The sequence below is a fragment of the Winogradskyella pelagia genome (assembly GCF_017581965.1).
GTDB lineage: Bacteria > Bacteroidota > Bacteroidia > Flavobacteriales > Flavobacteriaceae > Winogradskyella > Winogradskyella pelagia.
Genome location: NZ_JAGEVF010000010.1, coordinates 110,294 through 136,368, shown reverse-complemented (window position 1 = coordinate 136,368; position 26,075 = coordinate 110,294). Strand labels below are relative to the sequence as shown.

The following is a 26,075-nucleotide window of genomic DNA, read 5'->3' as shown; positions in this document are numbered from 1 at the left end:
CTTTAAACACTACAGTGATGAAAACGCTATTAACCATTCTTTTTTCATTGAGTTCAATTTTATTGGTGAGAGCTCAAGAACAAAACATTGAAACGAAATCTATTACCATTGATAATTTTATTAATTATGTGGTTAATCATACAACAAAGGTCTCAGACACTGTAGCTCCACAAAATCTTACATTTCTATTTGAAACCCATAATTCATTCTTTAATACGGAAGATAAAACAGTATTAAAGCACGGAATTAAATTCCTATCCGAAAAGCTCAACAGCAAAGATTATATAACCATTGTTTGCTATGGAAGGCAAAATGGTATAATACTTCAAAACACTCAAGCTTCAAATATTAAGTTACTGCTTAGTAGTATTGAAAGCCCTAACATTAGACCAGATGATAATATCGCTGATGGTATTGAATTGGCTTACCAACTGGCTAAGGAGAGCTACTTAGAAGAAGGACAGAATTATGTTGTTTTGGTTAGAAATCCCAATGGAAAGCCTCCTGTAAATACACAAAACTTTACTGCAACCCAACCAAAAACAAAAGGAGGAGGTAATGCCGTCGTCTTAACGGCTATTGCGCTTTTGCCAGAGATTATTAAAGTCATTAAAGATTAAAACAAATTATTAAAAACAAACATTATGAAAACAATCAATCTATTATTGATATTCACTGTGTTGAGCTTGTCTATACACAGTCAACAAAAGGAAATTACAGGAAAAGTTACCATGGCATCGGATGGCTTACCATTACCAGGAGCTAACGTAACCATAAAAGGTACTTCAAACGGAACTCAAACAGATTTTGACGGGAACTATAAATTCAATGTGCATTTAGGAGATATTTTGGAAATATCATATGTTGGTTTAAAAACAGCACAAATTACAATTGGTAATCCCAACAGGTATGATGTTGCTTTGGAACCTGATGCCAGATTAGAAGAAGTGGTTGTTACTGGTTATACAACAGGTCCTAATTATAGAAGTCGACAGATGAATATTAAAATGTCAGAGCGATTAGTCATAAATCCAAGAAAAATTAAGGAGAGTGGGTCGATTTCAGAAGCTCAAGATATTTCTAAACCGTTATACGTGCTCAACGGTGAACCAATTTCAGAAGAAAAATTTAATAACTTAAAAACCAAAAAAGTAAGAAGTTTAGAAATTTTAGATGCTGAACAAGGTAGAAAGACCTTTGGATATGAAGGTAAAATAGGTGTTGTTTGCGCAACTACAAGAGGAAAGCGCGGCGATGTTGATTTTGGCTTAGTGTCAGATTTTCTCAATGAAGCATATAGTAAGATTCAAGAAAATGAATTTAAACACACTCAAAATTCACCATTATCTACGTTTTCAATTGATGTAGATAAGGCCTCTTATAGTAATATAAGACGTTTAATAAACAATGGTCAGGCTATAAATCCTAATGCTGTAAAAATTGAAGAAATGATTAATTACTTTAACTACAAGTATCCGCAGCCCATAGATAAGCATCCCTTTTCCATAAATACCGAGGTGGTAAATACGCCTTGGCATAAGGATACACAGTTGGTTAGGATCGGTTTACAGGGTAAGTCTTATGACAATACTAAATTACCACCGTCTAACCTTACATTTTTAATTGATGTGTCTGGTTCCATGGGCAGCCCAAATAAATTACCACTTTTAAAATCGGCCTTTAAATTGTTGGTTAATCAATTACGAGAACAAGATAACGTCTCAATTGTTGTTTATGCTGGTGCTGCAGGTCTTGTTTTAGAGCCTACATCTGGTAATAATAAAGAGAAAATACTTAGTACGCTTAACAATTTAAGAGCTGGAGGTTCTACCGCTGGTGGTGCTGGTATTGAGTTAGCTTATAAATTAGCTCAAGAAAACTTTAAAAAGAACGGTAATAACAGGGTTATTTTAGCGACTGATGGCGATTTTAATGTAGGCGCTTCAAGTGATACCGCTATGGAAGAGCTTATTGAAGAAAAACGCAAATCTGGTGTGTTTTTGTCAGTCCTTGGATTTGGTATGGGCAATTATAAGGATTCAAAACTTGAAGTTCTTGCGGACAAGGGTAATGGCAACCACGCTTATATAGATACTATGCAAGAGGCCCAAAAAGTATTTGGCAAAGAGTTTGGTGGCACCCTGTACACTATAGCCAAAGATGTTAAGATTCAAGTAGAATTTAATCCTAATAAGGTGCAAGCCTACAGGCTTATTGGTTATGAAAACAGATTGCTAAACGATGAAGATTTTATTGACGACACCATTGACGCTGGAGAATTGGGAAGCGGACATACCGTAACAGCATTATATGAGGTTGTGCCTGTGGGTATTATAACGGATTATGTTAAAGCCGTTTCAAATTTAAAATATACGGACAATAGGTCAAGCGATAAGTATTTAGATGAGCTATTTACTGTAAAGTTTAGATACAAAAAGCCAGACGCTACAAAGAGCATTGAAATGGTGCATGTACAAAACACAAACATAAGTGAGCCTTCAGCAGATATGAACTTTGCTTCAGCTGTTGCTTTATTTGGAATGCATTTAAGAAAATCTAAATACTTTAATAATACGTCTATAGAATTGGTTGTTGATTTAGCAAAAAAGGGCAGAGGTAAAGATGAAAATGGATATCGTTCGGAGTTTATTAGGTTAATTAAATCCCATCAGAACTTACAATAATGTTAAAAAAAAACCAAGGCAAATTGCCTTGGTTTTTTATTTATATGGCCAGGACCTAGTTTCCTTCAGCTAGATTTTTCATTTCTTCTTCTATCATTTCATAAAACTCATCAATCTTAGGCAAAACGATAATTCTTGTTCTTCTGTTTTTAGCTCTATTTGCTGCAGTATCATTTGGAACTAAGGGTACATAAGAGCTACGACCAGCAGCAATTAATTTTTCGGGATTTACGTCTAGGTCTTCAAGAACTCTAACTACAGATGTCGCCCTTTTAACACTCAAATCCCAGTTATCTAATAATGGAGGTTTACTATAGGAAACGTTGTCTGTATGAGACTCTACCATAGCTTCAAAATTTGGCTTTCCTTTGATTACTGTAGCCACTTTACCTAACACTTCTTTAGCTCGGGTAGTTACATTATAACTACCACTTTTGAATAAGAGTTTGTCAGCAATCGAGATAAAAACTACACCTTTCTCTACGTTGACTTCAATATCTGGGTCATTGATACCAACTTCTTTCTTTAGGCTTGTAACAAGTGCTAATGTTACGCTATCCTTTCTAGATAATGCGTCTTGTAAGCGTGCTATTTTTAAGTTACTCTCTTTGAGACTCTCTAAAGTTGATTCAATGTTCTTTGCTCCTTGAGTAGTAAGCTCTGTCATATCCTGAGAGTTTTTTATCAGAGCTTCGTTACTTCTACGCATATCAGCTAATTGATCTTTCATAGTCTCTACTCTTGCATTTGCTGCGGCGGCATCAGAAAGACACTTATTTAATTTTACGGTAGCGCTATTTAGTAAATCTTGCGTTTCTTGTTGTCTTGCTTCAAGCGCTGCGTACTCTTTTTTAGACACGCAAGATGCTAAAAGCACCATAGAACAAACGCTTAGTACTATCAATTTTTTCATAATTTATTTTAGGTTTAACAGTTAATAAAAACTACTCAAAGTTAGACAAAAGATAATTTTCACCTATAGTCATTAACAATTTTTTTTAAAGTTTTATAAACAGCTAAAACAAGGTTTTCTTCTTAATAAAATAAGACCAAACAATAGAGTTAACTTTATAGTAGTTCGAGCGTCTATTCAACTGTTTGCGCTGTCTTAATAATCGAGAAAAATTAAGATAAAAACTTCCGTGGGCTTTTAATATCGCCACGAAATGCAAGAGTTTAAATTGTAATAAAAAGCGAGCACCTGCTATTCCGTCCAAGACCATTCTTAGAAAAAGTCTCCCAAGAAGATACCTATCCGTGTTTTTCACTAGAGTGTAAAGGCTATTTCTAAAGTTAAGGTAAGTCTTCTGAGGGTTTTGATTATTTAATGTAGCACCGCCAACATGATAGACTTCCGAAGTTCCGACATATAGCGTCTTAATGTTCTCATTGAAGGCGCGCCAACATAAATCAATCTCCTCCATATGAGCAAAAAATGAGTCGTCAAAACCATTGAGTTTTTTATAAACACTGTTTTTAATAAAAAAGCAAGCACCAGAAGCCCAAAGAATGTCTTTTGTATCATTGTATTGACCATTGTCATCTTCTATGTAATCAAAGACGCGTCCTCTACAGAAGGGGTAACCATAGCTATCAATATAGCCACCTGCGGCTCCAGAATACTCAAAGCGTTGCTTATTGTTATAGTCTAATAATTTTGGCTGAATAATACCAATAGTATTATCACTATTAAAAGCATTTAGAATAGGATCTAACCATTTATGAGTAACTTCAACATCGTTATTAAGTAAGCAAAGAACAGATTCGCTAATAAATTCTATAGCTTTGTTATAGCCCTTTGCAAACCCGTAATTTTTATTGTGTTTTATGATGTTAACCTCTGGATAATTAACTTTTATAAATTGTATAGAGTTATCTGTTGACGCATTATCCACTACATATACCTTAGCGTCATTTGAATACTGTACTACAGAAGGTAGAAATTGCTCTAGGAGTTGTTTTCCATTCCAGTTTAAGATAACGATCGCTATATCTTCTTTTAGATACATTTATTTGCTTTGATAGTTGGGTATATCCTTGAGAAACACATACTTTTCTAAGTTATTATCTATTTGGCAATAATAGTGATTTATTCCATTGGTTACCATTAGAAAGGACGCATCTAATGCAAGATTGTACTGTGCAATTTGATCAAATGTTTTCTGACTAATCCTAATTGATGGAGCTTTGCATTCTACAATTAAGTGTAAACTACCATTGTTATTATAAATTACGATATCATAACGTTTTTTTAATCCGTTGATATAGAGTTCTTTTTCAACATTAATCAGTGATTTAGGATACTTTTTTTCTTTTAAAAGGAAATGTATGCAATGTTGGCGAACCCATTCCTCTGGCTGAAGCACTACAAATTTTTTGCGAATGACATCAAAAATGGATGTGTTATTTTCAGTACTTTTGAAACGGTAGTCGAAAGGGGGGAAATTTAACTTTTGCACAAAAATATTTAAACAATTACAGTTGAATATTAAGTTGCAAAATTACGATTAATAATTTTCAACCTGTAATGAAGTGTAACTACACGGTTTTGGATATTGGATGAAATCTAAAAACAGCATTAAATCAGTCTTTAGTTGGAAGAAGTTAAGCAAATAGTAAAATCAATTAAGAAAGGGGATATCAAGCCTATTTACTTTTTAATGGGAGAAGAGCCTTATTACATTGATAAGATTTCTGAGTTTATAGAAAATACGGTCCTCGATGAAGCAGAAAAAGGATTTAACCAAATGGTCTTATATGGAAGAGATGTAAGTATTGATGATATAGTAAGTAATGCTAAACGTTTTCCTATGATGGCCGAGCGTCAGGTTATTATCGTTAAAGAGGCTCAAGACTTAAGCCGTAGTATTGAAAAACTTGCGTCTTATGCCAATCAACCTCAACCAACCACAGTATTGGTTCTTAACTACAAGTATAAAAAAATTGATAAGCGTAAAGCGCTTTATAAAGCCCTATCTAAAGCGGGTGTTGTATTTGAAAGCAAAAAACTATATGAAAATCAGGTAGCAGACTGGATAAGACGTGTTTTATCTGGCAAGAATTACGATATTTCTCCTAAAGCTGCCCAAATGTTGGTGGAATTCTTAGGGACAGATTTAAGTAAAATTGATAACGAACTTAACAAACTAAAAATAGTTTTACCCAAAGGCACCCAGATAACGCCAGAGCATATCGAAGAAAATATAGGAATTAGCAAAGACTTTAACAATTTTGAATTGCGAAAGGCTATTGGCGAACGCAATGTATTAAAGGCACACCAAATCGTTAAATATTTTGGAGATAATCCAAAGGATAATCCTCTGGTTGTAACTATGGCTTTATTGTTCAATTTTTTTTCGCAACTCCTTCATTTACATGGAATGGCAGATAGGTCTCCTAGAAGTGTAGCTTCTGCACTTCGTATTAATCCGTATTTTGTAAATGAATACTTAAATGCTGCCCGCAATTACCCAATGAAAAAAGTAAGTGCTATAATTTCATTATTAAGAGAGTATGACGTCAAAGGAAAAGGTGTTGGTTCTAATGCTGTACCTCAAGGTGATTTGTTAAAAGAATTATTAGTTAAGATTCTAAAATAAACTCTAATTACCTTTTATTATAAAAGTGTGGGTTAGTGGTTCGCCGACTTTGGACTTAGGTGTAAGTCTTAGAATGTAAAGTCCACTATTTATATCCGAAATATCTAATTTACTTGTAGCAAAGGATTTAATCAATTGTCCCGCAATTGTATAAATAGAAGCTAAATATTCTTCAGAATTTAGTTGAACAAAATTCTTTGCAGGATTTGGATAAAAATCCACATCACGGTTTGGCTGAGAATCTTCAGTACTTAATGTACTCAAATTAAAGCTGTAAAGTCCTTGTGAATTGCCATTGCCTGCTTCAGCAGAAACATAATATTCATTATTATTAATGGGTGCTATACCTTCGGTTTGAAATGAATAACTATTAGGTGGATTAATGGATGTTTTTGTCAAAGAGCCATTTGAAAATAGGCCAGAGCTAAATCCATTTAAATTAATGAAAAATGAACCGTTGAGGTCATATCCACAAAGGACTATGCTGGAACCATCAACACTCGTGGTGGCACCAGTAACTAACCCTTGGGTATTAAGGACATCAATAGCAGTGATGCTGTAAGTTCCTGGTGTTTTTGGCACTGTGTAAACGTTGGTATTGCCATCTGCCCAATTTTTAGTAAAAACATAAAGATTGTTGTTGTAATGAATTAAAGCTTCAGCGTCAAAATTAGTGGTGAATTCTTGTACTGAAAAGTCAGTTTGTTCATTGTAGCTAAAATTAATAACGTCTGCAGTTACTGAATTAGAGTTGATGTAATCGTTTCTAGAGATTCTATAAATTCTTAGATTGGTCCTAGTAGCATCAAAATTTCCAAAATCACCTATATAAATATAATTGTTATCGTAGGTGAGGTCTTCCCAATCCACATTCGTAGAATTGGTTATCGTAACAGTACGTGTAATATCTCCGGTTGATGTATTTATTTCATAGAGCTCGTTGCTATTGCCAGAATCATTATGAGTAATTAGGATATTATCTAAAAAAATAAGTCCTGAAGTCTCACTTACTGTATTGTCAAGAGGGGATTCTAAGGTATAATCTTGACTAAACGAAGAAAAAGTAAAAATAAAAGAAATTAAAATTACGGAAGTTAGCCTCATTGGTTTTGGTAAAATAGATTCACTATTCTTCAGAGTATACTATTTCGCCGTTAAAAATGGTCATTTCAATTTTTGTTTTTAGAATATCGGCCTCTGGCACCGTCATAAGATCTTGACTGTAAATGGTGAAATCAGCAAGTTTCCCCTTGGTTATTGATCCTTTTATATCTTCTTCGAAAGCACCATAAGCGGCATCGAGAGTATAGGATCTTAATGCCTGCTCACGAGTCATTTTTTGTTCCGGTTCATAACCGCCTTCAGGAGTTCCTCTTAAGGTTTTGCGGCTTACACTCGCATAAAAACTTGCAATAGGATTTATGGGTTCAACAGGTACATCAGTACCATTTACAATTGGTACACCACTTTGTAACAAGGTTTGCCACATGTAGGCTCCTTCCTTAATCCGTTTTTCACCAAGACGGTCAATAGCCCAAGGTCTATCAGATGACATATGAACGGCCTGCATTGCTGGTATAACATTTAGTTCTGCGAATCGTGGAATATCTTCAGGATGTAAATGTTGTGCATGTTCAATACGAAATCTATGGTCATTTGCTTTTTCTGGAAGCGCGTTGAAGGCAATCTCATAACGGTCTAAAATTTCACGATTAGCTCTATCGCCAATAGCGTGTGAACAGACTTGGAAACCGTTTTCTAAGCCTTTAAGTGAGGTTTCCCTAACAAATTCCATGGGTAAGGTTTCGTGCCCAAAATGATCTGGTCTGTCAGAATATGGCTCTAAAAGCCAAGCACCGCGTGAACCCAAGGCTCCGTCGCAATTTAATTTTATAGAGCGAATTGTAAAACGGTTGTCATTATCTATCATAAGACCTTTATCGTACCATTCATTTAAAAGTTTTTTATCCCAACCTGTAAGCATCGCATAAATTCTAACATCTAATTTATTCTCAGATTTCATTTTATTGTACAGATTGATGGTTTCTCTTGGAATACCTGCATCATGGAAAGAGGTTATACCGTTTTTGTGACATGCCTTTACAGCAAGGTCAAAAGCTTGAAGGTCTGATGCTTCAGTGCGCTCAGGTATGTGTTTTGTAATTAATGTCATAGCACGTTCGTTGAAAACACCTGTGGGTTTGCCTGATGCGTCAACAATAACTTCCCCACCCTCAATTTCAAATTTCTTAATGCCATCTTGAGCAAGTGAAACAAGACCTGCAATTTCCATTGCTTTCTCATTAGCAAAACTTGCATGTCCACTAGCATGTCTGAGATATACAGGATTGTTAGGTGAAACCTCACTTAATCTGTGATGCGTTTGAAACCCATTGACCATTTCAGCAGGTAATGAATCCCATTTGCTTTGGTGCCATCCTCGTCCTGTTATCCATTCTCCAGGCTTGGCAGTTTTTACACGTTCAGCTACGGCATCGATAATCTCTTGGTAACTTGAGGTGTTTAGCAAATCTAAGTTTAATTCGTTATAGCCTAGCCCCATAAAATGACCATGTCCTTCAATAAGACCAGGAGTCATCGTTTTGCCTTTTAAATCAATGAGATCTGTGTTATCTGTTTTATATACTTCCGCATCTTTAAGTGTTCCAGCAAAAAGAATTGTATGGTCTTTAATAGCTACGGCTTCTACAGTGGGGTTTGAGTCATCTACCGTATAAATGGTTCCTCCATAGATAAGCATTGAGGCTTTATCTTCTGTTTGATTTGAGCAATTAAAGAGTATGAGAACGAATGAAACAAGTAAAATTTTAAAACTATGATTTAATGTCATTTGCTGGGTGTTTTTTGAGAGCATAAGTTACTATAAAATTAGAAACTTATACTTTCAACTTTCCGTTTTTATTAAAGCAAAGTTCTAATAATTTATCGTTGAGATTATTACCTTTAGCTCCAAATGGAGTGGTTAGATAGATTACTAGCGGGTTTTTCATCCTTAGCGTGGGGTTTACCATTGCTAATTCTACTTGTTGGAGGTGGTTTGTACTTAGCTATCCGTTCTAAATTTTTACCCTTTAGATACTTAGGGCATGCCATAAATGTATTAAGGGGAAAGTACGATAATCCAGACGACCCGGGTCAGATTTCACATTTTCAAGCGTTATCAACGGCCTTGTCTTCAACAATAGGTATGGGTAATATCGCTGGTGTGGCAGTTGCTATTGCTGTTGGTGGTCCTGGCGCGGTGTTTTGGATGTGGATAAGCGCATTAATTGGGATGAATACCAAATTTTTCACCTCGACACTTGCCGTATTGTATCGAGGAAAGGACAGTAAAGGTGATATACAGGGAGGTCCAATGTATTTCATAGTAGAAGGATTGGGAAAAAAATGGAAGCCTTTAGCCATTGCATTCAGTATATTTGGTTTAATTGGAGCATTGCCCGTATTTAATGTTAATCAACTGACCCAAGCTATTAATGATATTCTATTAGAGCCTAATGGTGTGGAGGTTTCATTTCTTTCAAATTTAGGTGTAGGGATCTTTTTGGTCGCGTTGACAGCCTTGGTAATTTTAGGTGGTATAACGCGTATAGGAAAGGTTGCTTCTAAGTTGGTGCCTCTCATGGTTGTTCTTTATTTTGTTTTGGTTGCTATAATTTTGTTTCATCATTACGATGAATTGGGATATTTCTTAAAGCTGATTTTCACTGATGCTTTCGAAGCTAATTATTATCCAAAGGATGATACCTTTTTAGGAGGTGTGTTAGGAGCATTGATTTTGCACGGTGTGAAACGAGGAGCGTTTTCAAATGAAGCCGGAATCGGAACAGCACCTTTAGCTCATGGAGCTGCTAAAACAGATCAACCTATACGAGAGGGGCTTGTTGCTATGCTTGGGCCTGCAATAGATACACTAGTTGTTTGTACACTTACAGCATTAGCAATTTTAGTAACTGGCGTTTGGGAGACGACCGATAATAACGGTGTAAGTCTAACAGCTTCTGCATTTTCAGAAGTAATGCCTAATTATGGTGTTTATGGTTTGCTGGTTTGTATTACGGTATTTAGTATGAGTTCTTTATTTTCTTATTCCTACTACGGTTCTAAATGCATGTCTTTTTTGTTTGGTGCCAAAAACCAACACTACTATACTTATTTTTATATCCTTAGTATACTTATTGGTGCCACCACCTCATTGGATATGATGATAAATCTTATAGACGGCGTATTTGCTTTAATGGCCGTACCAACTATGACCGCAACGCTTATTTTAGCACCTAAGGTCTTAAAGGCTGCCAAAGTCTATTTTAAAGGCTTAAAAACAAAAGATTTTGTTTAGGTTCATAGAGCTTCAGATAAAACAAAAGACATCTGTTTTTATATAGTTTGCTAAATTGATATATTTATGCTAATTTAGTATATATGAAAATTACAAATTGTCCTAACTGTAATTCCGACCAGTACATTAAGAGCGGAGTGGTTAATCAAAGACAGCGTTATAAGTGTAAAGATTGTAGTTACTTTTTCACCGTCAATAAGATTGGTAAAAAAATCGATGATTATTATGTTAACAAGGCGTTACAGCTATATTTAGAGGGGTTGACCTATAGGGAAATAGAACGTATACTAGGTATTTCTCACGTTAGTATTATGAACTGGGTAAAAAAGTACAATATAAAACGCCCTTATAATTCAAAATATCATCCAACCTATAAAATTCTTAATGCAGAAGAACTTGCTAATTTCTTTTCAGAACGTGATAATTTATCGGGAGCAGGTACTGTTGTAACTGAGCTTGGTGATAAGTTTATGCTCATAAAATGGGAACGTTTTAGAGAATAAAGTATAAAAAATTACCAAAAAAATATATTAACTTTTTTTTAAGTCCTTATTATTTAGAGTTTAGTAGTGCACACAAAACCAATGTATAACTAACTAAACTCTAAATGTATGAAAAAAACAAGCTTAATACTGATGGGATTACTTCTATCCTGTCAGTTATTTTTTGCTCAAGGTATAGACGAGTATACTGGAGGCTATAAGGTTAAATTTAATGAGGATGGGTCTAAATACCTTCGCATTATAGCATGGGGCCAATTTTGGGCACAATACGATGATAATGCACCCTCAACGGACAGTAAATTAGATTTGAGCATTAGGCGAGCAAGGATATTAACCTATACCCAGCTTAACAAGAAGTTCTTAATTCTAACTCATTTTGGCCTTAATAATTTAAATGGGAATAATACCTCTCCACTTGGTTACGGAGAAAACTCTCAATTGTTCTTTCACGATTTTTGGGGCGAATGGGCACTTACAGATAAACATTCAGCAGGATTTGGTCTGCATTATTGGAATGGTATTTCTCGCGCCAACAACCAAAGCACCTTAAATATGTTAACCTTGGACAACAACCGTCAATCTTGGGCAACTCTTGGGTTGTCAGACCAATTTGCCAGACATATTGGTGTTTATTTGAAAGGTAAAATCGGTCGGCTTCAATATCGTGTAGCTTATAATGAGGCAAATGCCAGTACTTTAGACACAAGAGATCCTGTGGTGGACGCTACAACTGTTTATGGCGGGCGAACAATTCTCGGTTCTGGTGATGCAGGAAAAGTAATCCAAGGGTATTTTGATTATAACTTTTTAGACGAGGAGTCTAATTTTCTCCCCTACAAGGTAGGAACCTATCTAGGAAGTAAAAAAGTATTTAATGTTGGTGCAGGTTTCTTTAATCATGCCAATGGTGTTGTAGAATCCAATGGAGAAGGAGCAGATGTTACCATATTAGCTGTTGATGCCTTTTACGATGCACCGCTTGGAGGAAATAATGACGCTATAACAGCTTATGCTGTTTTTCAAAATAATGATTACGGTCAAGATTTTAGATTAGGACCATATGCAACAGGTAATATGTTTTACACCCATGTGGGGTATCTAATTCCTGGAGACAAAACAAAAACACGTTTGCAGCCTTATGTGTCTTATAACAACAGTCAGATAGACGCTATTGATGATAATTCAACACGCCTTGGTATAGGTGGAAATATATTTTTAACAGGTCATCATTCTAAGATTAGTGTTGAATATACCAACACTAAAATTGGTAGCGCAGATGCTACGGGGTTGTTCACGGTACAAGCTATGATATTCTTATAAAAACTTAAAATTATGTCGGAAAAACAAAAACATGCAACAGCATATTGGAAAGAGAACGTCAAATACCTTTCCATTCTATTGGCCATTTGGTTCATCGTATCCTATGGTTGTGGTATTCTCTTTAAAGATGCCTTAAATGAAATAAGATTAGGAGGCTTCAAGCTAGGCTTTTGGTTCGCCCAGCAAGGCTCTATTTATGTATTCGTGATATTAATTTTCGTTTACGTACGATTGATGAATAAACTAGATAAAAAATATGGTTTCGACGAATAGTCAGCCACTAATAAAAATTTAAAATTATGAGTGTACAAGTATGGACATGGATATTAGTAGGTGTGACATTCGCACTATACTTCGGAATTGCAATTTGGGCTAGAGCGGGCTCAACAAAAGAATTTTATGTTGCTGGTGGAGGTGTTTCGCCATTAGCCAATGGTATGGCTACAGCAGCAGACTGGATGAGTGCGGCGTCATTCATCTCAATGGCAGGTCTTATTTCTTTTATGGGATATGACGGCTCAGTATTTTTAATGGGCTGGACAGGAGGCTATGTGCTTTTAGCATTGTTATTAGCGCCTTATTTAAGGAAGTTTGGAAAGTTCACTGTTCCAGATTTTATTGGGGATCGCTATTACTCAAATACAGCACGAACCGTTGCAGTCATCTGTGCATTAATAGTATCGTTTACCTATGTTGCTGGGCAAATGCGCGGTGTTGGTATAGTGTTTTCACAGTTCTTACAGGTTGATATTACATTTGGAGTAATTATTGGAATGACCGTAGTTTTAGTTTTTGCCTTTTTAGGTGGAATGAAAGGCATTACATATACCCAAGTGGCACAGTACTGCGTGTTAATTTTCGCATTTATGGTACCTGCGTTTTTCATTTCTATTCAAATGACTGGGAATATCATTCCACAAATAGGAATGGGGGGAACAGTAGAAGATGGAACATTTTTGCTTGATAAACTAGACGCGTTACATACACAACTAGGCTTCAACGAATATACCGATGGTAGTAAATCCACTTGGGATGTATTCGCGATTACTTTAGCGCTTATGGTAGGTACGGCAGGATTACCACATGTAATTGTTCGATTCTTTACAGTACCAAAAGTTAAAGATGCGCGTAAGTCTGCAGGATATGCATTATTGTTAATTGCTATTTTATATACTACTGCACCAGCAATTGCTGTTTTTGCAAGAACTAATTTAATCGAAACGGTTAGTAATACTGAATATAAGGAAATTCCACAATGGTTTAAGAATTGGGAGGATACGGGTTTAATTGCTTGGTCAGATAAGAATGGCGATGGTAAAATTCAATACGTAGCAGGAAGCTCAATAGAAGGCAAAAAACCAAAATATACTGATTCAAGAGGCCAATATGGCGAACGTACCATTTCAAATCCTAATGCTGAAGCTAATGAGCTTTATGTAGACAGGGATATTATGGTATTAGCCAATCCAGAAATTGCTAATTTGCCAAACTGGGTAATTGCTTTAGTAGCCGCTGGTGGTATAGCTGCAGCTCTATCGACAGCTGCGGGTTTATTATTGGTAATCTCCACATCAATATCACATGATTTAATTAAAAAGCAATTAAAGCCTAACATCTCTGATAAAGGGGAGTTGATGTGGGCTAGAGGTGCTATTGTTGTGGCAATTATTATTGCAGGGCTATTTGGTATTTATCCGCCAGGTTTTGTTGCCGCGGTAGTTGCGCTGGCCTTTGGGTTAGCAGCTGCATCATTTTTCCCAGCAATTATCCTTGGGATTTTTGATAAACGTATGAATCGTCAAGGTGCTGTGGCAGGAATGATTGTGGGTATAACCTTAATGCTGTTTTATATGATTGTTTATAAAACTGGATTGATCGGAGTTATGGATCCAAGACCAGCTAGTGAATGGTGGTTTGGAACTTCTCCAGAAGGATTTGGAACAGTAGCAATGCTAGTTAACGTAGTTGTTTCAGTTATCGTATCTCGGATGACACCACCACCACCACAACATGTGCAGGAGATTGTAGAAAATATAAGAATCCCGTCAGGAGCAGGTGAAGCTCAGTCTCATTAAGGCTTTACGGAAAACTTAAAAATAGTATCAACGATACATTTTAATCTTGATATGTTTTAGTTAGGAAAAAACAGTATTGCAATGTGCAATGCTGTTTTTTGCATGTATTCATAACCTCATTAAGGATCTTTTCATTTATATTTAAATCTCCGTTTAAACGAATTATATCTTGAAAAAACGACACGAACAGAAATTAGTAGTCTTAGGGATAGTTTTGTTGCTATTGCTGAATATTCCATTACTACTCATATTTGATTTCGAAGGTGCTGTATTGGGCGTCCCAACATTATACTTCTCAATTTTTTGTATTTGGTCTGTTTCAATAATCATTTCATACATAGTCTTGAAGCGTCACTATGAGTAATTACTGGTTGTTCATCATTATTGTAATTTACTTGGCAAGTCTCTTTGGCATTGCTTTTTTGGCTGAAAAAAACGCCAAAAGTAAATGGGTTAACAACTCCATAGTTTACACACTCTCCTTAGGAGTCTATTGTACAGCTTGGACCTATTACGGAAGTATTGGTATAGCCGCTAATTCGGGAATAAGTTTTTTACCTATATATCTTGGGCCAGTTATAGCGGCTCCATTATGGATTGTAGTTTTACGTAAAATTATTAGAATTTCTAAACAGCATAAAATAAGTTCTATAGCCGATTTTTTAAGTTTGCGTTATGGCAATAATAGATTTTTAGGAGCATTGGTAACTTTAATCTGTCTGCTTGGAATTGTACCTTATATTTCTTTACAGCTTAAAGCAGTTTCTGAAACATTTCAAATCTTGTCTGACGATACGAGTTATGTATCAACATCAGTTTACGACGATTCAACATTTTACATCGCTCTGTTACTAGCGATTTTCGCGACGTTTTTTGGAACACAAACTACAGATGCCTCAGAAAAACGCAAAGGAATTGTCATGTCAGTGGCCATTGAGTCAGTATTAAAGTTGGTGTTTTTCTTATGCGTCGGCTTTTATGTGACTTATATATTGTTTGATGGTACTGAAGATATTTATACCAGGATGGTGGAGCGTTCCAATTTTAGTGTCCTTATAAGTATTAACGGCTTCGAAAACGGTTTTATTTGGCTTTATACGATTTTGCTGTCATTCTTTGCCATTTTTTTATTGCCAAGACAATTCCAGGTTTCTGTTGTTGAAAATGTTAGAGAGAAGCATTTAAAAAATGCTATTTGGATGTTCCCCTTATACTTACTGCTCTTTAATGTCTTTGTCATTTTTGTGGCCTGGGCAGGTAATTTAAACATTGGCATAGAAGAGCAAGCGGAGTATTATGCCTTATTGCTGCCACTTAAAAACGGAAATACCACATTGGCAGTTCTGGTCTTTTTAGGAGGTTTGTCGGCTGTCATTTCAATGGTGGTCGTTTCGACCTTGGCCTTATCTGTAATGGTAAGTAATAACCTTGTGATTCCTTATGGCTTTTTAGATCGATTCATTCAAAGCCATCCCGAGCGTAATGCCAAGTATATAAAGAATATTCGTCGTATTTCAATTTTTTCAATCATAATAATTGCCTATGCTTTTTACGTGAATTTTTCTTATGAGTTGTCTTTATATTCTATAGGGTTAATTGCATTTGTAATTATCGCACAATTAGCGCCTTCCTTTTTCATTGGACTGTTTTGGAATCGAGGGTCATCAAAAGGAACAATTATCGGAATAACGGCAGGTTTTCTCGTGACGTTTTACACTTTAATTCTTCCTTTTCTAATTGAAGCATTTACAGGGTCCAACGATTTTGCCCAAAATGGTTTTGTGCCAATTGAAGCACTAAAACCCCACGCCCTTTTTGGAATTGATTTTCTAAGTCCTCCGACTCATGCTTTTTTCTGGAGTATGCTAGTAAATGGCTCATGCTATCTATTGTTTTCACTGTTATATAAAGGAAATTACAGAGAGCGTAATTATGCCGAAATGTTTGTAGACAGCCGCAACTATTCGGACTTACAAGATGGTGCTTTAGTTTGGAAGGGTGAAGCTTATGTCGCCGAAATTAAAAATGTCCTTAATAAGTTTTTAGGTCAAGCGCGCACAGAACGTGCACTTAGTTTATTCTTTAGGAAATATAATCTAGCTTCAGATACACAAATGGCTGATGCCAGACTGATTAATTTTTCAGAAAAATTATTGACAGGTAGTATTGGTAGTGCTTCTGCAAAGATTCTAATCTCAAGTGTTGTAAAAGAAGAGGAAGTAAGTTTAGTTGAAGTCCTTAAGATATTAGAGGAATCTAAGGAGACAATCGCTCGCAACAAATTGTTAAGAGATAAATCAGAGGAGTTGACCCAATTAACTTCAAAATTAAAAGAAGCAAATAGTGAGTTGATTGAGAAAGATAAACAAAAGGACGAGTTTTTAGATACAGTAGCACACGAGCTTAAGACACCTATTACTGGAATCCGGGCGGCAACGGAGCTATTGATGGACGATTCTGACGAAATGCCAGTGGAGCTTAGAACGCAATTTCTCAAAAATATGATGCAAGATAGTGATCGGTTGTCTAGACTAATACATAGCATTCTGGATTTTGAGAAACTTTCAAAGGGACGAGCACAGCTCAGTTTAAAAAAGCACAATATTAGAGAAACTATTCAAAGAGCTATTCAGAATTTAGAACACATTGCATCTAGAAGGCATATTACAATTATCCACTCTAACAACAGTGACGTTTTTGCTCAATATGATGAGGACCGAATACTTCAGGTATTAACGAACTTAATTTCTAATGCGATTAAATTTTGTAAGCCGGAACAAGGAGAAATTGTAGTAGATTATAAGTATGAAAAGGGGCTTCTGGAAGTTAGTGTTAAAGATAATGGAAAGGGTATACCGAATCAAGACATTCCTTTTATTTTCGATAAGTTTTACCAATCAAAAAATCAAAATATTATAAAACCTGAGGGTAGTGGGTTGGGCTTAGCTATATCTAAAACAATCGTAGAAAATCACAACGGGAAAATTTGGGTAAAAAATAATGAGAAAAATGGTGTAACCTTTGGTTTTCAACTACCTTTTAAGTAAATTGTATAAGAATTAGGAGAATGAAGAAGATAGTCATCGTTGATGATGAGCCAAACATAGTAATGACATTAGAATATACTTTTAAAAAGCAAAATTTTGAAGTATATATTGCAAGAGATGGAGGTGAAGCATTAGAGATATTAGAAACAGTTGTTCCAGATATCATACTACTAGATGTTATGATGCCAAAAGTAGATGGTTATCAAACACTTAAGTTAATTAAAGAAAACAAAAAGTTGAAGAACACTAAGGTTGTGTTTTTAACTGCAAAAAATAAAGCTTCAGATATTGAAAAGGGTGTAAAACTTGGAGCTGATAAATATTTAACAAAGCCGTTTTCAATAAAAAAAATAGTTTCAGAAATTAATGAGTTAATCACTACTTAATTTCAACTTTAATAACCATTGGTTTTGTGTGCAAGCAAACAATGTGTAATTAAAGTATATTAAAATGAAACAACTTCGATTAAATGGTATGACCTCTGATATCCTTATCAGTGCTTATGTCGTTATTACCCTATATTTCCGTTTTAAATTAGAAAGTAAAACAGCTACAGGACCTGTAGAATCATTAGTTATGGGTGCGTGTTTTGTAGTTATTCTATGGGTGCTCATAAAACTAAATATTCTAAATCCTAATTGGTTTGGTTTGTTCAAATCTAAAACTCTCAAGCCATGAGTTATAGTAAAAAGTATATAGAAAGTATCCAGAACAAAGAGCAATTCTGGGAAGATCAAGCAAATGCCTTGTCTTGGTACACAAAACCAAAAACTATTCTAGGGAAAGATAAGTATGGCTATCCGCAATGGTTTGTTGACGGTAAACTTAATGTGAGCTATCTCTGCATAGATAAACATATTGAGGACGGTCACGGTGATCAAGATGCTATTATTTATGATTCACCTGTGACAAAGACTAAAGAGCATATATCGTTTTATAAATTGCATCAAGAGGTTTCTAAGTTAGCTGGTGGACTTCAGGCTCTTGGTTTGTCTAAAGGGGATACGGTTATAATATATATGCCTATGATTCCCCAAGCCCTTTACGCTATGTTGGCATGCGCGAGATTAGGTGTCATTCATTCAGTAGTTTTTGGTGGTTTTGCACCGCACGAATTAGCTATAAGAATAGATGATTGCAAACCTAAAGCTATAATAACTGCATCTAACGGAATAGAAATTGAACGCATTATACCTTATAAGCCTTTTGTGGACGAGGCAATTGCCCTTGCAGAAAATAAGCCGGAGCATGTCATTGTATATGATAGAAATTTAGGTGTTGAAATACCTTCTAAAACTTATGACATAGATTATGCTGATTTAGTTTCAAAATCTGTAAGTATAGAGCCGATTCCGGTAGAATCAAATCACCCTTTGTATATTCTCTATACTTCAGGTACCACAGGGAAACCTAAAGGCATAATTCGCGATTCTGGTGGCTATGCCACTGCTTTAAAGTTCTCCATGAAACATGTTTATGGTGTAGATGAGGGCGATGTCTATTGGGCCGCTAGTGACGTTGGCTGGGTTGTTGGCCATAGTTATATTGTCTACGGTCCTTTGCTCAATAGAAATACAACTGTTGTTTTTGAAGGTAAACCAATTAAAACACCAGATGCATCAACCTTTTGGCGCGTTATAAGTGAGCATAAGGTTAAGGTAATGTTTACGGCACCGACCGCCATACGTGCTATAAAGAAAGAAGACCCAAATGGTGAACTCATAAAAAAATATGATTTAGCGAGTTTGAAATATCAGTTTCTTGCAGGTGAGCGTTGTGATGTGTCAACACTCCGTTGGACAGAACAGCATTTAAATGTGCCTGTAATTGATCATTGGTGGCAAACAGAAAGTGGCTGGCCTATGTTGGCTAATATGGTTGGCATTGAGCGGTTGCCCGTTAAACCGGGTTCTGCAACCTTGCCGGTTTGTGGCTATGATATTCAGATACTTAACGATAACGGTAAGAAAGTAGCTGATGATGTCGAGGGTTTTGTGGCTGTAAAGTTACCCTTACCACCAGGATGTCTATTAAACCTTTGGGAAAACCCAGAACGTTTTAAAAATGGATATTTAAATCGTTTTCCCGGATATTATTTTTCTGGGGACGGAGGCTATAAGGACGAAGATGGTTATGTTTTTATTACTGGTCGTGTAGATGATATTATTAATGTCGCTGGTCATCGCTTATCAACTGCAGAAATGGAAGAAGTAGTTGCTAGCCACGAAGCTGTTGCAGAGTGCGCTGTGTTTGGCGTTCATTGTGATTTAAAAGGTCAGAAGCCCTTGGGTTTAGTGGTCTTAAAATCTGGAAATTCGTCTAATTCTCAAACTATTTCAAAAGAAATTATAAAAGATGTACGTCATGAAATTGGTGCCGTAGCTTCCTTAAAGGATGTGCTTGTGGTAAAGCGTTTGCCGAAAACAAGATCTGGAAAAATTTTGCGTAAATTACTACGTAATATTTCAGATGATTTGGAATATAATGTACCGTCAACTATTGATGATGTGACAATAATTTCTGAAATTGAACACGTATATAAACAAAATCAAATAGGAATACATAAAAACATAATTAACCATGAGTAATTATCATATAAAGCACTTCGAAGAATATTTCCAGGTCTATCGTAAATCCGTTAATCATCCACAATCTTTTTGGGAAGAAATTGCCGAAGAACATTTCGTCTGGCGTAAAAAATGGAATAATGTGTTGAGTTGGGATTTTAATAAGCCCGAAATTAAATGGTTTGAGGGTGCGCAATTGAATATAACAGAAAATTGTCTAGATAGGCACTTGCACACAAGAGGTGATAAAACAGCAATTCTTTTTGAGCCAAATGACCCTAATGAACCTGCTGAGCACATAACGTACAAGCAACTTTATGAAAGAGTCTGTAAATTTGCTAATGTTCTTCATGATAAGGGCATTAAAAAAGGAGATCGTATATGTATTTATCTACCTATGATTCCAGAATTAGCAGTAGCTGTATTGGCTTGCGCTAGAATTGGTGCTATTCATTCTGTGGTATTTGCAGGATTCTCCTCCACTGCATTATCTACCAGAATTAATGACTGTGATGCAAAGATGGTCATTTGTTCCGATGGCTCTTACAGAGGTGCTAAAACTATTGATTTAAAGGGAATTGTTGATGAAGCTTTGGAGGATTGCCCAGGAGTGGAGTCTGTTCTTGTGGCGAAACGCATTAATTCTGAAATAAGCATGAAAGAAGGGCGCGACGAATGGTTGCAGCCATTGCTAGATGAAGCGTATCGTGAGTATTCTGCAGTTGTTATGGATGCTGAAGACCCGCTATTTATTTTATATACATCAGGGTCAACGGGAATGCCTAAAGGGATGCTTCATACCACGGGTGGTTATATGGTTTACACTGCATATACGTTTAAAAACGTGTTTCAGTACCGTGAAGATGATGTGTATTGGTGCACTGCTGATATAGGATGGATAACAGGACATAGTTATATTGTTTATGGTCCTCTATGCAACGGAGCTACTACGGTGATGTTTGAAGGCGTGCCAAGCTATCCTGATTTTGGTCGATTTTGGAATATAGTAGAAAAACACAAAGTCAATCAGTTTTATACGGCTCCAACAGCGATAAGAGCCCTAGCTAAACATGGAACTGAGCTTATTGAGAAATATGATTTATCATCACTAAAAGTTCTTGGTTCAGTTGGAGAGCCTATAAATGAAGAGGCTTGGCATTGGTATAACGATAATGTTGGTAAAAAGAAAAGTCCAATTGTAGACACATGGTGGCAAACCGAAACTGGAGGTATTATGATTACGCCAATACCTTTTTCAACACCCACAAAACCAACCTATGCAACCCTGCCATTCATAGGCATTCAGCCAGCTTTAATGGATGAGAATGGTGAAGAAATCAGAGGTAATCAAGTGGACGGTCGTTTGTGTATTAAATTTCCTTGGCCATCCATGGCTCGAACTATTTGGGGCAATCACCAACGTTATAAGGATACATATTTTTCAGCTTTTGAAAATATGTACTTTACAGGTGATGGTGCTCTGCGAGATGAGGTAGGCTATTATCGTATTACAGGCCGTGTAGACGATGTTATAATCGTCTCTGGCCATAACCTAGGTACAGCACCAATTGAGGATGCTATAAATGAGCATAATGCCGTTGCGGAATCGGCTATTGTCGGATTCCCGCATGATGTTAAGGGTAATGCGCTTTATGGCTATATAACCCTTAAGGATGTTGGTGAAACAAGGATGCACGATAATGTGCGGAAAGAAATTAATCAGTTGATTACAGACCGTATCGGTCCAATTGCTAAGCTTGATAAAATACAATTTACATCTGGCTTGCCTAAAACACGATCAGGTAAAATAATGCGACGGATTCTTAGAAAAATAGCATCTCACGAAACGGATAATTTAGGCGATACAAGTACTTTGCTCAATCCAGAAGTTGTTCAAGAAATCATGGATAATGTCCAATAGCTCTTTTGATTAGTAGTGTAAATCCGGATTCAACTCGCATTGTGAGAGTCTAGAATTCGGATTTTTTAATTTTAAAACTTATAGCATTGTTGAATTAAATTTATCTTCGTCCTAAAATTAAGGCTATGCTCAAAGCTGTTTTGTTCGATATGGACGGTGTGATTGTTGATACTGAACCATTACATCACAAGGCTTACCATCTTATGTTCAAAGATGTGGGTATTAATGTCGGTGAAGCTTTGTATGATTCTTTCACTGGGCAATCCACTATAAATATTTGTCGTCGGTTAGTTAATCATTTTCAATTACGCAATCGAGCAGAGGAGCTTGTCGCGCTAAAACGACAGCACTTTAAGTATTTGTTTGATAATGACGAGGCGTTGACATTAATACCTGGAGTGTTGGATTTAATAAAAGATTTCCATGCCAACAATGTGACCTTGGTGGTGGCCTCTTCAGCATCCATGCCTAATATAAACCGAATCTTCGATAGGTTTGACTTAAATCAATATTTTAATGGTAAATTCAGCGGAGCCGATTTAAAGCAATCTAAGCCGCATCCAGAGATTTTTGTAAAGGCTGCAGCACATACAGGCTATCACAAGACTAATTGTATGGTGATAGAAGACTCCACTAATGGTATAATCGCTGCCAAATCAGCAGAAATATTTTGTGTTGGTTATAGGAGTCTCCATTCTCACGGCCAAGATTACTCAAAAGCAGATTTAGTTATCTCGGATTTTAAAGAGCTTCATTACGATAAGGCAAAATTACTGCTGTAATTACTTACTGTATTTTTTTTGGATGTCTTCAACGACCTTTGCTGTATCCATTTCTTTTTTCCGTTTTTCTAAGATAATTGGGTCAGCCTGTCTTTCACTACAATTAATTATAGAGCAGCGTTCACAAGTAACACCAACATCTACAGTTTTTAAACTTCTATGATCCAAAAAATTGGTTTTGCGTTTCAGTTGCGTATTCAATTCAATACCAATTGATATGCTACGATATTGATTGGCTTTGAAAGGGTCTGGGGTTGCCGAAGCTAATACTAAATATTGTCGTTCTTCTACAGGATAATTAGAAATCTGAATATCAAATTCATGGTCTGAGCCAGATTTACTAATTGCGTTTAAAGTTTTTAATGACACCCATCGTTGGCAATAGTGTTCATTCGTTTCCCTAGCTCGTGGCGATTGTTGTTTTGCTAAATGTAACTCTTTATTTAACACAAATTTACTGGAGTCTTTCTTGTGTGAAAACCTTAGAAAGAAAAGATTCTTTAAGCTAAAATCTTTGGGGAGAATATTAGTGAGTCGCTGGTAAACTGATTCTGGAGATGCATTGTAATGATTGAGCAGGGACTGAAATTCTTTCTCGTTAAACCGTTTTTTGGCGAAAAGTTTCTTAAGCTGCTCGACTAAACTTTGTCTTGGAATAATCAGAGCACCTGAGAAATAAGAGGCATAAAAATTGTTGAGGACTTCATCAAAGTTATCGAATGCGATCCAAGAAAAGGTGTACAGGCGATCTTTTATTTTAAGGTAGTTGTATGCTAGCTCCTTACCATAGATAAATGCGCGTTGGGCGTCGTCCATGTTTTTGGTTATTAGCAATGTTTTAGATTTCGGGATGAAAATCGACCGGAGCTTATCGAGCTCACTGTGGGTTTCTAGTTCATCATAATTTATGGTATAGCCAAACTCCTCTACAAGTACTTCTTCCAATTCTTGAGCTCTGATTTGTTGAGTTAAGTCTATTTGGTAGGTTTTTGCAAACTTTACTACCGCTTCCTCTAATTCATCAATGTAATTATTGTTAGCTTCTTGAAAGGAGCGCACAGAAGCGAGGTAGAAGTTCTCTTTACTGAAACTGTAATTTTTCGCAATTTCAATAATAGTACTTATAAATGCTGTGATTTTTTGTGGAGCATTTGCGACTATGTCGATTAAAGTGCTTTCTTGAATTCCCAGCAGCTCTAAAGGGATCTCTTTTAATAATTTAGATTGCAAAATTTCACCAATAGGCGCAAGGTTTTTATCTAGTTTTAGGGATACCAAATCATCGTATGGTACGTCTAAATGTTCTGATAGTGCGGCGATTTTATCGGGCTTAGGATATTTTTTTCCTTTTTCAATCTCATTTAAGTAAGACTTTGAGAGGCCAGATAATTTTGACAGTCCAAACAGCGAGAGGCCGCGTTCTGTGCGTATTTGCTTAAGTTTTAAGCCAAAAATCAACTTAATATAGTCCTGTTCCATAAAAACAAATATAACACTATTTGCGAACTATCATAAATAGCGAAAAATAAAAAATAGCGAACGTTCGCTTGTTTTTTTCAAAAATAGATTGTAACATTGTATCACTAAATCAGATAATTATGGAATACACTGTTGCCACACCAAACAAAATGACCTTTTCCGAAGATGTTACCAGTTACTACCCAAACATATTAACCGAGGAAGCATTAGAGTTTATAAAACAGCTTCATAAGAGGTTTGATAAACAACGCTTAGAATTATTAGAAAAGCGCAATCAACAACAAACTTTCTTTGACGCAGGTAATTATCCTTCTTTTCCAGAGGAAACAACGGCTATAAGGGAAGGAGATTGGAAAGTGGAATCAATTCCAGATGATTTGTTAGATAGACGGGTTGAAATTACTGGGCCTGTGGACCGAAAAATGGTAATCAATGCTCTCAATTCTGGGGCAAAGACATTTATGGCAGATTTTGAGGATAGCAATGCACCAAGTTGGACAAATACTTTGGAAGGACAACAAAATGTATTGGATGCTAATAAAAGAACAATTGAACTCATTGATGAAGCAAGGGGCAAACACTATAAATTAAATGATAGAACAGCGGTTCTTCTTATACGACCAAGAGGGTTACATCTCAACGAAAGACACGTATTAGTGAATGGAGAAGAAGTGTCTGGTAGTTTGTTTGACTTTGGGCTATATGTGTTTCACAACACCAAAACACTTATGGATAAGGGTTCTGCACCATATTTCTACCTGCCTAAATTAGAACATTACCTCGAGGCGAGATGGTGGAATGCAGTTTTTGAATATGCACAAGCATACTTAGGTGTACCTAACGGGACATTTAAGGCGACTCTGCTCATTGAGACCATTACAGCAAGTTTTCAATTGAATGAATTTATTTACGAGCTAAAGGACCATATAGTTGGGCTCAACTGTGGACGATGGGATTATATTTTCTCCTATATTAAGAAGTTTAGAAATCATAAGGGCTTTGTTGTTCCTAATAGAGATCAAGTAACCATGACAACACCTTTTATGGCGGCATATTCCAATTTGGTAATAAAAGTGTGCCATAAAAGGGGAATACACGCCATGGGAGGAATGGCGGCACAAATTCCAATAAAGAATAACCCAAAGGCAAATGCTGAAGCCTTAGAGAAAGTGAGAATTGATAAAGAACGTGAAGCTAAAAATGGACACGATGGTACTTGGGTAGCACATCCCGCACTGGTTGAGGTGGCTATGAAAGAATTTGATAAGTACATGCCTACACCAAATCAAATATTTAAAAAACGAGACGATATTGAAGTAACTGAAGCAGATTTGGTTGAGTTACCTATGGGTACAATTACCGAAGCTGGAATTAGAAAGAACATCAATGTAGGTATATTGTATATGGAAGCTTGGCTCAGAGGATACGGTGCAGTGGCTTTATACCACCTTATGGAAGATGCTGCTACTGCAGAAATTTCAAGAACTCAAGTTTGGCAATGGCTTAAGAATGAGGCTTTTTTAGAGGATGGTCGTCAATTTGACCAGGCACTCTTTGAAAACTTATTTTCAGATGAGGTTGAAAAACTTATTACTGAAGTAGGTGAAGATAAAATTGAATCTACAAAATTCCCTCAGGCTATTGATTTATTTAAGCGTTTGGTAACACAGGATGAGTTTGAGGAGTTTTTAACCATCTCAGCTTACAGACAATTATAAAAAACTAATCCCGCTTATGC

The 26,075-nt window shown here is 36.1% G+C and carries 21 protein-coding genes; 15 read left to right on the top strand and 6 right to left on the bottom strand.

The features are described from left to right. Nucleotides 1–17: 17 nt before the first annotated feature. Complete coding sequence (locus tag J4050_RS12570; RefSeq protein WP_208154942.1) at nucleotides 18–620, top strand: vWA domain-containing protein; 603 nt, start codon at nucleotides 18–20, stop codon at nucleotides 618–620. A gap of 24 nt (nucleotides 621–644) precedes the next feature. Further along, nucleotides 645–2,684, top strand: a complete 2,040-nt coding sequence (locus J4050_RS12565; RefSeq protein WP_208154941.1) for a vWA domain-containing protein — start codon at nucleotides 645–647, stop codon at nucleotides 2,682–2,684. 55 nt (nucleotides 2,685–2,739) lie between these two features. Here the strand turns inward: J4050_RS12565 and J4050_RS12560 are convergent, their stop codons facing one another. The 3 genes from J4050_RS12560 to J4050_RS12550 all read right to left on the bottom strand — a co-directional run bounded on the left by J4050_RS12560 (nucleotide 2,740) and on the right by J4050_RS12550 (nucleotide 5,143). Continuing rightward, complete coding sequence (locus tag J4050_RS12560; protein WP_208154940.1) at nucleotides 2,740–3,597, bottom strand: OmpA/MotB family protein; 858 nt, start codon at nucleotides 3,595–3,597, stop codon at nucleotides 2,740–2,742. Between the two features lie 103 nt (nucleotides 3,598–3,700). Further along, nucleotides 3,701–4,693 carry a glycosyltransferase family 2 protein gene (locus J4050_RS12555; protein ID WP_208154939.1) on the bottom strand — a complete coding sequence of 331 codons (993 nt, stop codon included), beginning with the start codon at nucleotides 4,691–4,693 and terminating at the stop codon, nucleotides 3,701–3,703. Continuing rightward, a complete protein-coding gene (locus J4050_RS12550; RefSeq protein WP_208154938.1) occupies nucleotides 4,694–5,143 on the bottom strand; it encodes a type I restriction enzyme HsdR N-terminal domain-containing protein in 450 nt (149 codons plus the stop codon). A 135-nt stretch (nucleotides 5,144–5,278) separates the two neighbouring features. On the opposite strand from J4050_RS12550, the gene holA reads away from it, so the two are divergent. Further along, nucleotides 5,279–6,283, top strand: a complete 1,005-nt coding sequence (gene holA, locus J4050_RS12545; protein ID WP_208154937.1) for a DNA polymerase III subunit delta — start codon at nucleotides 5,279–5,281, stop codon at nucleotides 6,281–6,283. A gap of 3 nt (nucleotides 6,284–6,286) precedes the next feature. On the opposite strand, the gene J4050_RS12540 is transcribed toward holA, so the two are convergent. Together J4050_RS12540 and J4050_RS12535 are read right to left on the bottom strand one after the other, a co-directional pair. Beyond that, a complete protein-coding gene (locus J4050_RS12540) occupies nucleotides 6,287–7,387 on the bottom strand; it encodes a T9SS type A sorting domain-containing protein (RefSeq protein WP_208154936.1) in 1,101 nt (366 codons plus the stop codon). Between the two features lie 22 nt (nucleotides 7,388–7,409). Then, nucleotides 7,410–9,134 (bottom strand): amidohydrolase, encoded by a 1,725-nt coding sequence (locus J4050_RS12535; RefSeq protein ID WP_208154935.1) that lies wholly within the window; start codon nucleotides 9,132–9,134, stop codon nucleotides 7,410–7,412. Nucleotides 9,135–9,257: 123 nt separating this feature from the next. Here J4050_RS12535 and J4050_RS12530 point away from each other — a divergent pair, with 123 nt between their 5' ends. From J4050_RS12530 to J4050_RS12480, 11 genes are all read left to right on the top strand, one after another. Beyond that, nucleotides 9,258–10,643 (top strand): alanine/glycine:cation symporter family protein, encoded by a 1,386-nt coding sequence (locus J4050_RS12530; protein ID WP_208154934.1) that lies wholly within the window; start codon nucleotides 9,258–9,260, stop codon nucleotides 10,641–10,643. Nucleotides 10,644–10,726: 83 nt separating this feature from the next. Beyond that, nucleotides 10,727–11,146, top strand: a complete 420-nt coding sequence (locus J4050_RS12525; protein ID WP_208154933.1) for an IS1/IS1595 family N-terminal zinc-binding domain-containing protein — start codon at nucleotides 10,727–10,729, stop codon at nucleotides 11,144–11,146. A gap of 108 nt (nucleotides 11,147–11,254) precedes the next feature. Then, nucleotides 11,255–12,466 (top strand): hypothetical protein, encoded by a 1,212-nt coding sequence (locus J4050_RS12520; RefSeq protein WP_208154932.1) that lies wholly within the window; start codon nucleotides 11,255–11,257, stop codon nucleotides 12,464–12,466. 12 nt (nucleotides 12,467–12,478) lie between these two features. Next, entirely contained in the window at nucleotides 12,479–12,739 is a 261-nt protein-coding gene (locus J4050_RS12515) for a DUF4212 domain-containing protein (protein ID WP_208154931.1), read from the top strand. 26 nt (nucleotides 12,740–12,765) lie between these two features. Next, nucleotides 12,766–14,541 (top strand): sodium:solute symporter family protein, encoded by a 1,776-nt coding sequence (locus tag J4050_RS12510; protein ID WP_208154930.1) that lies wholly within the window; start codon nucleotides 12,766–12,768, stop codon nucleotides 14,539–14,541. 356 nt (nucleotides 14,542–14,897) lie between these two features. After that, complete coding sequence (locus tag J4050_RS12505; protein WP_208154929.1) at nucleotides 14,898–17,588, top strand: sensor histidine kinase; 2,691 nt, start codon at nucleotides 14,898–14,900, stop codon at nucleotides 17,586–17,588. A 20-nt stretch (nucleotides 17,589–17,608) separates the two neighbouring features. After that, nucleotides 17,609–17,974 carry a response regulator transcription factor gene (locus J4050_RS12500; protein ID WP_208154928.1) on the top strand — a complete coding sequence of 122 codons (366 nt, stop codon included), beginning with the start codon at nucleotides 17,609–17,611 and terminating at the stop codon, nucleotides 17,972–17,974. Between the two features lie 64 nt (nucleotides 17,975–18,038). Continuing rightward, a complete protein-coding gene (locus tag J4050_RS12495) occupies nucleotides 18,039–18,266 on the top strand; it encodes a hypothetical protein (RefSeq protein ID WP_208154927.1) in 228 nt (75 codons plus the stop codon). After that, nucleotides 18,263–20,176, top strand: coding sequence for an acetate--CoA ligase (locus tag J4050_RS12490; protein ID WP_208154926.1), 1,914 nt, complete (start codon nucleotides 18,263–18,265; stop codon nucleotides 20,174–20,176). The genes J4050_RS12495 and J4050_RS12490 overlap by 4 nt, the downstream gene beginning before the upstream one ends. Beyond that, nucleotides 20,169–22,076: an acetate--CoA ligase gene (acs, locus tag J4050_RS12485; protein ID WP_208154925.1), complete on the top strand. Its 1,908-nt coding sequence runs from the start codon at nucleotides 20,169–20,171 to the stop codon at nucleotides 22,074–22,076. The genes J4050_RS12490 and acs overlap by 8 nt, the downstream gene beginning before the upstream one ends. Before the next feature lie 125 nt (nucleotides 22,077–22,201). Continuing rightward, entirely contained in the window at nucleotides 22,202–22,858 is a 657-nt protein-coding gene (locus tag J4050_RS12480) for an HAD family hydrolase (protein ID WP_208154924.1), read from the top strand. Here the strand turns inward: J4050_RS12480 and J4050_RS12475 are convergent, their stop codons facing one another. Next, the gene (locus J4050_RS12475; RefSeq protein ID WP_208154923.1) at nucleotides 22,859–24,337 is read right to left on the bottom strand and encodes a helix-turn-helix domain-containing protein; all 1,479 of its coding nucleotides are present in this window, start codon (nucleotides 24,335–24,337) and stop codon (nucleotides 22,859–22,861) included. It abuts the gene before it with no gap. Between the two features lie 119 nt (nucleotides 24,338–24,456). Here J4050_RS12475 and aceB point away from each other — a divergent pair, with 119 nt between their 5' ends. Next, complete coding sequence (gene aceB, locus J4050_RS12470; RefSeq protein WP_208154922.1) at nucleotides 24,457–26,055, top strand: malate synthase A; 1,599 nt, start codon at nucleotides 24,457–24,459, stop codon at nucleotides 26,053–26,055. Nucleotides 26,056–26,075: the final 20 nt, after the last annotated feature.